At 66.7% G+C, this 12,393-nt stretch carries 10 protein-coding genes; 1 reads left to right on the top strand and 9 read right to left on the bottom strand.

Annotation, left to right across the window (positions count from 1 at the left end; genetic code table 11):
• Positions 1-18 precede the first annotated feature (18 nt).
• The 9 genes from WS95_RS26715 to WS95_RS26755 form a co-directional block, all read right to left on the bottom strand.
• A complete protein-coding gene (locus tag WS95_RS26715) occupies positions 19-2,157 on the bottom strand; it encodes a peptidase domain-containing ABC transporter (protein WP_059827059.1) in 2,139 nt (712 codons plus the stop codon).
• Between the two features lie 42 nt (positions 2,158-2,199).
• Positions 2,200-3,459 (bottom strand): HlyD family secretion protein, encoded by a 1,260-nt coding sequence (locus WS95_RS26720; protein ID WP_059827061.1) that lies wholly within the window; start codon positions 3,457-3,459, stop codon positions 2,200-2,202.
• Positions 3,460-3,499: 40 nt separating this feature from the next.
• The gene (locus tag WS95_RS26725; RefSeq protein ID WP_257139953.1) at positions 3,500-4,801 is read right to left on the bottom strand and encodes a TolC family outer membrane protein; all 1,302 of its coding nucleotides are present in this window, start codon (positions 4,799-4,801) and stop codon (positions 3,500-3,502) included.
• Between the two features lie 338 nt (positions 4,802-5,139).
• Positions 5,140-6,267, bottom strand: a complete 1,128-nt coding sequence (locus WS95_RS26730; protein ID WP_059827063.1) for a porin — start codon at positions 6,265-6,267, stop codon at positions 5,140-5,142.
• Positions 6,268-6,549: 282 nt separating this feature from the next.
• Positions 6,550-7,227 carry a response regulator gene (locus WS95_RS26735; protein ID WP_059827064.1) on the bottom strand — a complete coding sequence of 226 codons (678 nt, stop codon included), beginning with the start codon at positions 7,225-7,227 and terminating at the stop codon, positions 6,550-6,552.
• Positions 7,228-7,240: 13 nt separating this feature from the next.
• The gene (locus WS95_RS26740) at positions 7,241-8,608 is read right to left on the bottom strand and encodes a sensor histidine kinase (RefSeq protein WP_059780450.1); all 1,368 of its coding nucleotides are present in this window, start codon (positions 8,606-8,608) and stop codon (positions 7,241-7,243) included.
• Positions 8,609-8,696: 88 nt separating this feature from the next.
• A complete protein-coding gene (locus WS95_RS26745; protein ID WP_034209866.1) occupies positions 8,697-9,545 on the bottom strand; it encodes an ABC transporter permease in 849 nt (282 codons plus the stop codon).
• 26 nt (positions 9,546-9,571) lie between these two features.
• The gene (locus WS95_RS26750; RefSeq protein WP_059780449.1) at positions 9,572-10,369 is read right to left on the bottom strand and encodes an ABC transporter ATP-binding protein; all 798 of its coding nucleotides are present in this window, start codon (positions 10,367-10,369) and stop codon (positions 9,572-9,574) included.
• A gap of 112 nt (positions 10,370-10,481) precedes the next feature.
• On the bottom strand, positions 10,482-11,486 hold the full coding sequence (locus tag WS95_RS26755; protein WP_034209694.1) for an ABC transporter substrate-binding protein: 1,005 nt from the start codon (positions 11,484-11,486) through the stop codon (positions 10,482-10,484).
• A gap of 387 nt (positions 11,487-11,873) precedes the next feature.
• Between WS95_RS26755 and WS95_RS26760 the strand changes: the two genes are divergently transcribed.
• Positions 11,874-12,362 (top strand): CPBP family intramembrane glutamic endopeptidase, encoded by a 489-nt coding sequence (locus WS95_RS26760; RefSeq protein ID WP_034209693.1) that lies wholly within the window; start codon positions 11,874-11,876, stop codon positions 12,360-12,362.
• The last annotated feature ends 31 nt before the right edge of the window (positions 12,363-12,393 follow it).

A 12,393-nucleotide genomic window follows, 5' to 3' on the forward strand; every position in this document is an offset into this window, starting at 1 on the left:
TCCGTGGTCACCGCACCGTCATACGGCCAGTGCGCCGCACTCCAGCGCCCGCGCGCGGCCCTGCACGAGCTCGACGATCCGGTCCGCGCTGCGAATGGTTTCCGGCCGATGCGCGATGATGATCCGCGTCACGTTCATCGCCCGCACCGCGTCGTTGATCAGGCGTTCGCGCTCGACGTCGAGATGGCTCGTCGCCTCGTCGAGCACCAGGATCGCCGGCTTCCGGTAGAACGCGCGTGCGAGCAGCACGCGCTGGCACTGGCCGCCCGACAGCGACGAGCCCATGTCGCCGACGAGACTCTGGTAACCCATCGGCATCGCGACGATGTCGTCGTGGATCTGCGCGAGCCGCGCGACTTCCTCGACGCGCGCGTGGTCCGGCTGCGGATCGAAGAAGCAGATGTTGTCGGCGATCGAACCGGCGAACAGGATGTCGTCCTGCATCACGCAGCCGATCAGGTCGCGATACGGCTGCAGGCCGAATTTGCGGATGTCGACGCCGCCGATGCACACGCTGCCCTGCTCGGGCGCAAGCAGGCCGAGCATCAGCTTCGCCATCGTCGTCTTGCCGTGGCCCGACGGGCCGACGAGCGCGATCGATTCGCCGGGCGCCACCGAAAACGAACAGTTCTCGAGCACCCACGGTTCGGTTTCCCCGTAGCGGAAGCTCACGCCGCGCACGTCGATCGCCGGCGGGCCGGCATCGTCCGTTGCCCTCGAGGCATGCGCGATCTTCGCCTCCATGTCGCCCTCGACATCGGTCAGCACGATGTCGGCGAGGCGCTCGCCGTGCAGGCGCAGCATCCGGAAATCGATGATCGTGCCGATCAGCGCCGCGCCGCGCGACATGAACTGGTCGGCGAAGCTCACGTACGCGACGAGCATGCCGGCCGAGAACTGCCCGTCGAGTACGTGCTTCGCCGCGAGCCACACGAGCACCACGCGGCCGGCGCCGGAGATCACGCCTTGCAGCGTCGAGAAGCCGATCGACAGGCGCTGGATCGCCACGTTCTTGTTGGTGGTCTCGACGATCGCGTTCGCGTAGGCCGCGACGCGCGCGTCCTGCTGGTTCGCGAGCTTGACCGCCTGCACGCCGCGGATCGATTCGAGCAGGTTCGACTGCGCGCGCGCCGCGTAGACGATGTGTTCCTCGTTCGCTTGCCGGAACGGTCGGTACGATACCCAGCGAATCAGGCCGTAGGCGGCGAACAGCCCGAGCACGAGCCATGTCAGCACGGGGCTGTAGACGAACAGCATGCCGAGCGTGACGACGGCCATCACGCCGTCGAGCAGCGCGCCGATGAACTGGGTGGTCAGCGTGCTCTGGATCGTGCCGATCGAACCGAAGCGCGATACGACGTCGCCGATGTGCCGCTGCTCGAAGTACGCGAGCGGCAGCCGGAACAGATGCGAGCAGACGTTCGCGGTCCATTGCACGCCGAGCAGGCTCGAGAACCACGTGACGACCCACGAGCGCAGCGCGGACACGGCGTTCTGGAACAGCACGACGAGCAGGAAGCCGATTCCGAGCAGGGTCAGCAGATCGGCGTCGGCCGACACCAGCACCTGATCCATCACCCACTGCATGTAGAACGGCGTGACGATGCCGAATACCTCGAGCGCGGCCGACAGCAGCAAGACCTGGACCAGCGTCGTGCGAATGCCGGTCACGTTGCCGATCAGCCGCGTCATCGAGATCGATTCGCGCGCTTGCGCGCGCTTGAACGACGGCGACGGCAGCAGTTCCAGCGCCACTCCGGTGAAATGAGCGGACACCTCCGACATCGGCACGTCGCAGCGGCCGCGCGCCGGATCGTGAATCGTGATCTTGCCGCGCGACACCGACTTCAGCACGACGAAATGGTTCATGTCCCAATGCAGCAGGCACGGGCGCCGCAGCCGGCCGAGCTCGTCGAGCTCGAGTCGGAGCGCACGGGAGGCGAGACCCAGCCGATGGGCGATCAGCATGACGTCGCCGAGCGTGGCGCCCTTCAGCGACGGGCTGAAACGGCGGCGCAGGCTGACGAGGTCGAGATCGTGGCCGAAATAGCTCGCCACCATGCCCACGCAGACGAGCCCGCATTCGGCCGCCTGTGTCTGCAACATGACCGGCAGCCGGCGACGCCAGCCGAACTGCAACGCGTCCATCCATTTCATCGTTTTATTGGCTCCATGACGTATGCATGCACGCAGGCGCGATCACGACGATGCGCGCCGGCCGAGCGCGTACAGCGGTTCGAGCACCCACTCGATCAGCCGCCGCCGGTCGATCAGCACGTCGGCTTCCAGCGCCATGCCCGGACGCAGCGCTTCCGGTTTGCCGTATGCGAGGATGTCCTGCCGGTCGAGCGCGACGACGACCCGATAAAGCTGCTCGGGCACGTTCGTCCGGCCGGTCAGGTTCGCGACCTCCTGCGGCGTGAGCGCGGTGCGCGACACCTCGGTCACGCGCCCGAACTGCTGCCCGAACTTTTGAAACGGGTACGCCTCGTAGCGCAGCACGACGCGCGCGCCGGCGCGCACGAAGCCGATGGCGCGGCTCGGCACCATCAGTTGCGCTTCGAGCTGCGCGCCTTGCGGCAGCAGCGACACGACCGTCTGCCCGGCGCCGACGAGCTGCCCCGGCTTCGCGAGCAGCGCCGCGACGACGCTCGCCTGCGGCGCGCGCAGGATCACCGCGCGACGCGCCTCGTTTTCGGCGATCGATTGGTCGAGCTCCGCGAGCTTGCGCTCGATGTCGTTCTGCCGGTTGCGCGTGTTGAGCGGCAGTTCGCGCAGCTGCTGACGAATCCGGTCGAGTTGCTGGTCGACGTCGAGCCGCTGGCGCGCGAGATCCTGAAGGCGCGTCTGCGCGTCGAGCAACACGCCTTCCTGCTGTTCCACCTGGCTGTTCGACAAGTAGCCTTCCTCGCGCATCGCCTGCAGCTTGTCGAGCTGCCGACGCGACAGTTCCGCCTGGCGCGTGCGCTGGATCTTCTGCTGTGCGATCTGCGCAAGCTGGTCGTTCAGCGCTGCCGCCTGCACGCGCAGGCCGCGCCGCGCCTCGTCGCTCAACTGCGTCTGCCCGGCGAGATCGGTCTGCAGCCGTTCGCGCTGGAATTTCAATTGCCGCGCGACCATCTCGCGCGTCGCGCCGAGCTGTGTCGCGATCTCGCCCGATACGGCCATCAGCTCCGCGCCCGCGGCGACCGTTTGCCCTTCGCGCACGCGCGTGTCGATCACGGTTCCCGCGAGCGGCGGCGCCACGGTCAGCAACCCTTTCGCGGGCAGCAACTGGCCGACGACCCGTTCACGCTTCGTATAGGTGCCGAACGTGAGGAACACGACGATCGCGAGCGTGAGCGCCGACACGATGCCGATCGTCAGCCATCGATAGGGCGGCGAATACAGCGCAACGGTGCCCATCAGCTTGTGCTTGGTCGCATCGAGCGCTTCCTGGCGGAACAGGGAGTCGGTCATGAGTCTTCGCGGAAAAGGGACGGGACAGGCGCGCGGCGCGTCATGGCGAACCCGGCGCTGCGCACGAGAGGGCGGCCACGTCGTGGTCGCCGAGCGTACCGATGGCGGCGGACAGCTGGAGCCGCGCGCGCAGGTAGCGGTAGCGCGTGTCGGCAAGATCGCGGATCGCCTCGAAGTAGCGCTGCTGCGCATTCAGCTCGTCGATCTGCGTGCGCAGCCCGACTTCACGGCCGAGGCGCGTCGATTTCACCTTGCTGTCGGCCGACGCGAGCGCGCGCTCCTGCGCGCGGATCAGCGCGAGGCCGTTGGTGATGCCGAGATACGCGCTGCGCGCGCGTTCGCGCGCCTTGCGGCGTGCATCCTCGAGCGCGTCGCGCGCCTGGTTGCGGCGGCGATAGGCTTCACGGCTCGCCGACAGCGGGCCGCCGCCGGCGAACAGCGGAATCGTGATCGTCACGCCGATCACCGACGAACGGGTTTTCGACGTCGTGCCGAAGATGTTGTCCAGCACGTTCTCGTCGGCGCCGCGGCTCCAGTTGGTGCCGTAGCTCGCCTGCAGGTTCACGACGGGCAGATTCGCGCCGGTCGCGGCAACGATGTCGGCGCGCGACTGCTCGAGCTGCTTTTCGGCCAGGCGCACGTCGACGCTGTCGCGCGCGGCTTCGTCCATCGCGGTCGACAGATCGACGGGCGCCGCGGGCGGCACGCACTGCCATGCGATCGGCGCGATGTCGTCCGCGGGCAGCCCCGTCAGCCGGCGCAGCGTGCCGCTCGCGATTTCCAGATCCGTTTGCGCGCCGACCTTGCGCGCGAGCGCGTCATCGAGATTCGCGCGCGCCTCGTCGACGTCGGTCCGCGTGCCGTCGCCGATGCGCAGCGCGGCCTGAGCCTGGTCGAACTGCCGCTGGAACGCCTGCCGAGCGGAATCGGCCGCCTGCAGTACCTCGCGTGCATACAGCACGTCGAAATACGCGTTGGAGACGTCCGTGATGAGGGTCTGCCGGGCCTTTTCGTACTCGATGTCGGCCTGGTCGGCGAGTGCGCCGCCCCGTTTGAAGTCGGCGATACGCGCCATATCGAAGATCGGCTGCGTGATCGTCGCCGATGCACTGTGGCGACGCACCGCGGCCGCATACGTCGCCGTCGGCTGATCCTGCTTCGTGTAGTTGCCGTCGATCTGCGCGCGCGGCAGCAGGCCTGCCAGCCCCTGCCACCGCTTCTCGCGGCCGGCGAGCCGTGCTTCGCGCGCCGCGGCGATGCCCGAGTCGAATCCCCTCGCCGCATTGACCGCGTCGAGCAAGTCGGCCGCGTGCGCCGGCCAAGCGGCGGCCAGCCAGCCCAAAACGGCGATTCGCCGGAAACATCGTGTCGATATCATGTGCGTCAGTACCTGACGGCCGTCGGGCCGCCGTGACACGACGGGCGTCGCGTCTGGAAAACGCTGAATTCTTCAGCAACGCATGACGGCGAGATATCGTATTACGTCCATTTTGGCGCCGGTCGGCGCGCAACGGCGCAGTGAACCGCGCGCCTGTGCAACGACGATCGCGACCCGCCCGCAGCTTGTCGCGGCAGGACGAAAAAAAGCACGGTCGGCGCAGTGCGCCGGCCGTGCCCGCATGGAGATTCCCGAAAGAGAGACGGGCGGAGCACGATGGCCCCGCCCGGGCGAAACGCCGGTCAGAAGCGCGTCCGGATGCCCGACGTCAGTTCGAGCTGGTTCTTCGCGCCGAACGTCGACGCCGCCGTGTAGCCGCCATGCAGCTTCATGTAGTCGCCGGCCAGGTACACCTCGGTGCGCTTGCTCAGGTGATAGAACACCGACCCGTAGATCGTCTCCTTGAAGCCGTTGGCGACGCCGTTGGTCAGGCTGAATGCGCCGAGGTTCGCGTTCGGCGTGAAGCCGTCCGCGTTGTTCGCGGCGTTATTGATGCGCATCTGCTGGTAGCCGAGCTCGTAGTCGAGCGCGCCCTTCGGCGCGATCTTCATCGACACCGTCCACGCATCGTCGTGGCGCTGGCCGAGCGCGCCCTGGTCGCCGTTGTAGCGGAAGTAGCCGGCATTCAGGCGCACGATGTCGAACGTGTAGTTGCCGCCGACCGAGAACGTCTGGTTCCGGAAGCCGCCGTGGTTCACGTGGCTGTAGAAGCCCGACACGTTGAACGGGCCGCCGTTGTAGCCGAGCGCGAGCTGGTACGCGGAGCCGGTCGCGAACTGCGTCGAGTTGCTGAACTGGTAGCCGGCGCTCGCGAAGATGCCGTTGGCGAACAGCTTCTTCCACGCGATGCCGTTGTTGTAGCGCGTGCCGGTCGGGCCGGCCGCGTAGAAGATCATCTGCTTGAAGTTGTTCGAGTTGGTCCAGCCGCCTTCCTCGGTCGACAGCCTGGCGGAGCCGTACGGGTCGCCGTAGATCGCCGCCGCGTCGCGCGCGATCGTGTTCTGGAAGCCGGCCGTCAGCTTGCCGAAGCGCTCGTCCTCGACGCCGACCCACGCGTCGCGGTCGAAGATCTGGCCTTCGTCCTCCATCTGGCCGTTCGCGACCACGAATTCGCTTTCGAGGCGGAAGATGATCTTCGTGCCGCCGCCGATGTCTTCGGCGCCTCGCAGGCCCCACCGGCTGCCGCTGAACCACGGCTCGCCTTCGTTGCCCATGCCGATCACGTGCTTGCCGTTCGCGTCGGCGTGGGTCCGGTAGGTCGGAAAGCTCAGGTCCATCAGGCCGTAGAGCTGCACGCTCGACTGCGCATGCGCGTGGCCGGTGCACAGGCCTGCCGCCGCGATGGAAAGGGCCAGGGTTTTTCGTTTCAAGATCGTCTCCTCCGAGCTGCCGTATTGAAATCCGGTCGTTGGCAGTACGTAATGTATGCCGACTCTTGCCGGCCACAGCGAGAGGGCCGACGCGTAACATCGTAGAGGGTGCAATCCTTCACGACGCTTTCCCCGACGCAAGAATCGGATCGGTGAAAACACCGAACGCGCAATCATCCCGGATCGGGAAGGCGTGCGGAAGCGACGCCGCCCGACGCTCGACCGATCTGGACAACGATTCGTGCTACGAATCGATATGAGCGCGTGCGGAAGCGAGGCGCGTCAATCGTGCGCGCTCTTCATGCGCAGGATGTAACCGAGCCCGCGCAGCGTGATGATCTCGGCCGTGCTGAGCGCGAGATGCTTGCGCAGCCGGTGAATGTAGATGTCGATCGCGTCGGCGCTCGGTTCGTCGTCGAGCGCGAACACGCTGTCCATCAGCCGCGCCTTCGAGACCGTCTTGTTCTGCTGCAGCATCAGCGTTTCGAGGATCGCGTGCTCGCGGCGCCGCAGCGCGAGCACGGCGTCGCCGCAGCGGAATTCGCGCGTGCCGAATGCATAGACGAGATCGCCGCACACGAGCTGCGTCGTGCCGACGCCGGCCTGCCGGCGGATCAGCGCGCGAATCCGCGCCACCAGCTCGCGCGACTCGAACGGCTTCACGACGTAATCGTCGGCGCCCGCGCCGAAACAGTCGACCTTGTCGTCGACCGAGCCGTGCGCGGTCAGCATCAGCACCGGCACGTTGTCGTTGCGGCGCCGCAGCCGCGCGAGCACTTCCTTGCCGCTGATGCCGGGCAGCCGCATGTCGAGCAGCACCGCGTCGTAGCGTTCGGTCTTCAGCACCATGTCGGCGCGCTCGCCGTCGCCGACGCTGTCGACCGCGAAATCCTCGCCGCGCAGCAGGTTCACGATCCAGTGCGCGAGTTCGGCGTTGTCTTCGACCAGCAGGAGTTTCATGACGGCGTTCTCTTCAATCGAAAGCGGGCAGCCGCACGGTGACGACGATACCGCGATTGCCGGGGCCCGGCGCGAGCGACGCGCTGCCGCCGTGCGCCTGCGCGATCTCGCGGACGATCGCGAGCCCGAGGCCCGAGCCCTCGGTATCGGCCGACACGCGGTAGAACCGCTTGAATACGTGCGGCCGTGCTTCGGCCGGGATGCCGGGGCCGTCGTCGACCACGTCGAGCACGACCGCATCGCCGTCGCGCCGCGCGCAGACCGTCACGCAGCCGCCCGGCTGCGTGTAGCGCACCGCGTTGTCGACGAGGTTCATCACCAGCGCGGTCAGCAGGCTATCGCTGCCCGCGACGTCGAGCCGCTCGCCGAGATCGGCGCCGAGGTCGATGTCGCGCCGCTGCGCGAGCACGATCGTCTCTTCCAGCACGCTCGACACCACGGCCGCGAGATCGACGCGATGGGTCAGGAGCGTCGACGGCGTCGCTTCCGCATGCGCGAGCAGCAACAGCTTGTCGGTCACGTCGGCCATCTTGCGGCTGCTGCGCTGCATGCTGTCGAGCACCGCCGCGAGTTCCGCATCGTCGTGCCCGCGCCGCTGCGCGTACTGGATCTGCGTGTCGAGCACCGCGATCGGCGTGCGCAACTGGTGCGCGGCATCCGCGATGAAGCGGCGCTGCGTGGCCGTATGCGTGTTGAGCCGCGCGATGCACTGGTTGATCGCGTCGACGATCGGGCGCAGTTCGTGCTGGAGCCGCTCGGGGCGGATCGGCTCCAGTTCCATCGGCCCGCGATCGGCCACGTCGTCCTTCAATTTCATCAGCGGGCGCAGCTCCAGCGTGAGGCCGAGGTAGACGAGCACCACCGCGAGCACCAGCATCAGCGACAAGCGCACGAGCTGCGGCCGCCAGATCGTCGCGACCATCGCGCCGTACGAACGCGTCGTCTTCGCGACGACCACCGTGACCGTCTCGACCTGCCCCTCGTCGTACAGCTGGCGGTCGTAGGCCACCGCGCGCAGCGGCACGCCGTCGAGCGACGTGTCGTACAGCGTCGGCTCGATGCCGTGCCGCGCGGGCAGGTCGAGCACCGGATTGCCGGCGAGCAGGCGGTCGTGGCCGTCGATCACCTTGTAGAACACCGAGTCGCCCGACGGCGATTCGAAAATCTCCAGCGCGGCCGGCGGCACGTCGGCCGCCGGGCGCCCGTTGCGCCATTCGACGTCCTCGCCGATCGTACGTGCGGACGCAACGAGCGCGCTGTCCTGCACGAGCCCGGCCGTGGTCCGCGCGGTGTCGTACGACATCGCGCCCGCGATCAGCACGAACACCGCGAGCGGCAGCAGCAGCCACCACAGCAGCCGTCCGCGCAGGCTGTGCGCCATCCTGTTGCGCTCCTTCTCCGAAATGCCGAACCGCGCCGGGGTCGCCGGCGCGGTCGCGTGTGTCATGTCAGGCGTCGCTCCGCGGCGTTCAGAACGCCGCGGGGCGCCACTTCAGCAGCCGCTTCTCGATGCGCGTCAGCAGATAGTCGGCGGCCAGCGCGACCACGGCCAGCACGATCATCGCCGCGAACACGCCGCTCGCGTTGAACGCGCCTTGGGCGGTGGAGATTAACAGCCCGATCCCTTGCTTGGAACCCAGGAATTCGCCGACCACCGCGCCGACCAGCGCGAAGCCGAAGCTCACGTGCAGGCTCGCGAGAATCCAGCTCAGCGCGGACGGGATCACGACCGACGTGGTGATCTGCCGGCGCGACGCGCCGAGGATCTGCGCGTTCGCGATCAGGTAGCGATCGGCTTCGCGCACGCCCTGGAACGCGTTGCCGAACACCACGAAGAACACCATCACGACGGCCAGCGCGATCTTCGACGCCATCCCGAGGCCGAGTGCGATCACGAACACCGAGCCGAGCACGACGCGCGGAATCGAGTTCGCGATCTGGATGTACAGGCCGAACACGTCGGCCATCAGCTTGTTGCGGCCGAGCACGATCCCGCAGATCACGCCGGCGACCGAGCCGATCAGGAAGCCGATCGCGGTTTCCTCGAGCGTGACCCACACCTGCGTGAGCAGCGGGCCCTGCGACGTGCCGTTCACGAACCAGTCCTGGATCTGCGCGAAGATCAGCGACGGCATCGAGAAGAAGAACGGGTCGATCCACTTCAGCCGTGCGGCGAGTTCCCACCCGCCCAGCACGAACACGAGTACGGCGATCCGCAGCGTGACGATCAGGTTGCGCCGGCGGCGCAGCCGGCGTTGCGCGGCGCGCTCGTCGTCCTCGAGCGTGGTCGCCGCAATGGCGGTGGTGGGAAGCGTCATGTCGGTCATGCTCCTGTCCTTTGCTTTCAGCCGATCTGCACTTCTTCGCGCAGGTCGTGCCAGATGTTCCTGGAAATTTCGATGAAGCGCGCGTCGTAGCGCACGTCCGACATGACGCGCGGACGCGGCAGGTCGATCTCGACCACGCGCTTGAGCGTCGCGGGTCGCGCGGTCAGCACGAACACGCGGTCGGCGAGCGCGATCGCTTCCTCGAGGTCGTGCGTGACGAACACGACCGAGCCCTTGTTCGCGGACCATAGCTGCAGCAACTCGTCCTGCATCAGCGTGCGCGTCTGCATGTCGAGCGCGGAAAACGGCTCGTCCATCAGCAGGATTTCGGGCTGGTTGATGAAGGTCTGCGCGAGCGCGACGCGCTTTCTCATCCCGCCCGAGAGCTGGTGCGGGTAGTGCTTCGTGAACTTGTCGAGGCCGACCTTGCGGATCCACTCCTCGGCCTGCGCGTACGCGACGTCCTTCGAGCGGCCGCGAAACAGCGGGCCTGCCGCGACGTTGTCGATCACGTTGCGCCACGGAAACACGGCGTCAGCCTGGAACACGAAGCCGATGCGCGGGTCGATTCCGTCGACCGGGCGGCCCATCACGCGCACCTCGCCCGACACGGGCTTGAGCAGCCCGGTGATCAGGTTCAGCGTCGTCGACTTGCCGCAGCCGGTCGGGCCGACGATCGCGATGAATTCGCCGCGCGCGACGCTCATGCTGAAGTCGCGCAGCGCGACGGTGGCCTTGCCTTCTGGCGAAATGAAGCGGCACGACACATTGCGAAACTCGATCGCCGGTGTGCTCGGGGAGACTGCCTGATTCATCGCGTTCGTCCTGCGGGTGAAGAGGGCGTCGCAGCATGGCGGCGCCGGGCCGGTCGACCGGGCCGGAACGGGGAACGCACGGCGGCGGGATCGCCGCCGCCGGCGTCGCTGCTTACTTCGCGCTCACGAACTCGTTCGTGTAGGTGCGCGTCAGGTCGATGTGCTTGCCCTTCACCGACGGGTTGAACGCCGACAGCACCTTCAGCACGGTCGCCGGGCCGTCGGCCGGCATCTTCGCGTCGGCCGTGAACATCGGCAGCGACGCCTTCAGCGCGTTCACGTACAGCACCTTGTCCTTCTGGTAGTCGGCCGGCATCTTCGCGGCGATGTCCTCGGCGCTGTGCGTGTGGATGAACTGCATCGTCTTCGCGAACGCGTGCGCGAGCTTGGTCGCCTGCGCCTTGTGCGAATCGGCCCACGCCGACTGCACGTACAGGCTCGCGGCCGGGTAGGTGCCGCCGAGCGCGGCGCGCGTGCCTTCGAGCGTGCGCAGGTCGACCAGCACCTTCGCATCGCCCATCTTCTCGAGCGCGGACACGGTCGGCTCGGTCGTCATGCCGGCGTCGATCCGGCCCTGCTTGATCGCGGCGATGAAGCTCGCGTCGGCGCCGACCGGCAACATCGTGTACTGCGTGGACGGGATGCCGTGCTGCAGCGCGAGGAATTGCGTGAGGAAGCTGGTCGACGAGCCGAGGCCCGTCACGCCGAGCGTCTTGCCCTTCGCGTCGGCCATCGACTTGAAGGTCGGCGCGGCCTTGGTCGACACCATCTCGACTTCGCCCGGCACCTGGCCGAACACGGCGATCGCCTTCACGTCCTTGCCCTTGCTCTGCAGGTCGATCGTGTGGTCGTAGAAGCCGACGACGCCCTGCACGGCGCCCGCGAGCAGCTCGTTCTCGGCGTCGACGCCGGCCGGCTGCGACAGCAGCTCGACGTCGAGCCCCTCGGCCTTGAAGTAGCCGAGTTCCTGCGTGAGCCGCGCGGGCAGGTAGATCATCTTCGCGATCCCGCCGACCATGATCGTGATCTTGCCGTCGTCGTCGGCGAAAGCGGGGTGGGCGGCGAGCGCGCAGGTGAGGGTGGCTGCAACGGCGAGGGTGCGCAGGATGGGTCGCATCGGGTTGTCTCCGTTCGTTTTTGGTGTGGCGCGATGCTTCTTGCATCGTTGAACCGAGTATAGGGACGTGAAACCTTCGGCAACCTTTCGCGGGGTGGCGGTTCCTTTAGGGGTTTTCCACGAATCCGATGCGAATGCTCGAAGAGCGCCCTCAAGCCGGATCGAGACGCAGGTTGGAATCGCGACAGGACTATCTACGCTGATTTCTCGGCATTACGCTTTGGCAAGCACAAAGAGAATCATCCATTGCGCCCGGACCAACTCTGGAAGCATGACATCGCGACAAAAGCGCTGGTCGACGAGGATGCATTGCGTTGCACGCCGTGCCGACTCTGACTTCTCGTAATCTGGTCTGGTCGGTTCGCCTTCTGGACAAGATGAATCGCTATGAAAGACTGCCCTGATAACAGCGTGATTCGCACTATCTCGCATAGCCCGGTACTCGTTTCCGCCCTTCTGGCTTGCGCTCTCACATACGTCGCCGGCCTTTTTGTCTGGAGTGGCCAATTTATCTTCGGACTTCCATTCGGCCCTTCCTCCGGTGCGCTGCCTGAAATAGTGAAGTACGACCTATTGACCCGCCTGTTTGTTGGTTCGCTCGCTGCACCGATAGTGGAAACATTTCTTTTCCAGTGGCTTCCCATTCGGTTGATTCGCCGCACATTCGGAGGGAATGTTTGGTCTGCGATCGGTGCTTCGACTCTTGCGTTCGGTGCAACGCACGGCTACAGCATCCTGTACGTGGCGGTTGCTTTATGGGGCGGGCTGATTTTCGCAACGGTCTTCGTGCTGCGTGATTACCCCGGTGGCCGTCCCTTTTTGGTCGTCGCCACCGCACATGCCGCCCGCAACACGCTGGCAAGTATCCTCGTCTGACGCGAATGCCTCGGTCGAGGCGGCGCCGATA

It is taken from the genome of Burkholderia sp. MSMB1826 (assembly GCF_001526325.1).
Taxonomy (GTDB): Bacteria; Pseudomonadota; Gammaproteobacteria; order Burkholderiales; family Burkholderiaceae; genus Burkholderia.

What these genes read in the sequence shown, in the direction of transcription:
- WS95_RS26755 (WP_034209694.1), bottom strand. Translation starts at nt 11,486, where the DNA reads ATGCGACCCATCCTGCGCACCCTCGCCGTTGCAGCCACCCTCACCTGC.
- WS95_RS26735 (WP_059827064.1), bottom strand. Translation starts at nt 7,227, where the DNA reads ATGAAACTCCTGCTGGTCGAAGACAACGCCGAACTCGCGCACTGGATC.
- WS95_RS26715 (WP_059827059.1), bottom strand. Translation starts at nt 2,157, where the DNA reads ATGAAATGGATGGACGCGTTGCAGTTCGGCTGGCGTCGCCGGCTGCCG.
- WS95_RS26720 (WP_059827061.1), bottom strand. Translation starts at nt 3,459, where the DNA reads ATGACCGACTCCCTGTTCCGCCAGGAAGCGCTCGATGCGACCAAGCAC.
- WS95_RS26760 (WP_034209693.1), top strand. Translation starts at nt 11,874, where the DNA reads ATGAAAGACTGCCCTGATAACAGCGTGATTCGCACTATCTCGCATAGC.
- WS95_RS26740 (WP_059780450.1), bottom strand. Translation starts at nt 8,608, where the DNA reads ATGGCGCACAGCCTGCGCGGACGGCTGCTGTGGTGGCTGCTGCTGCCG.
- WS95_RS26745 (WP_034209866.1), bottom strand. Translation starts at nt 9,545, where the DNA reads ATGACGCTTCCCACCACCGCCATTGCGGCGACCACGCTCGAGGACGAC.
- WS95_RS26750 (WP_059780449.1), bottom strand. Translation starts at nt 10,369, where the DNA reads ATGAATCAGGCAGTCTCCCCGAGCACACCGGCGATCGAGTTTCGCAAT.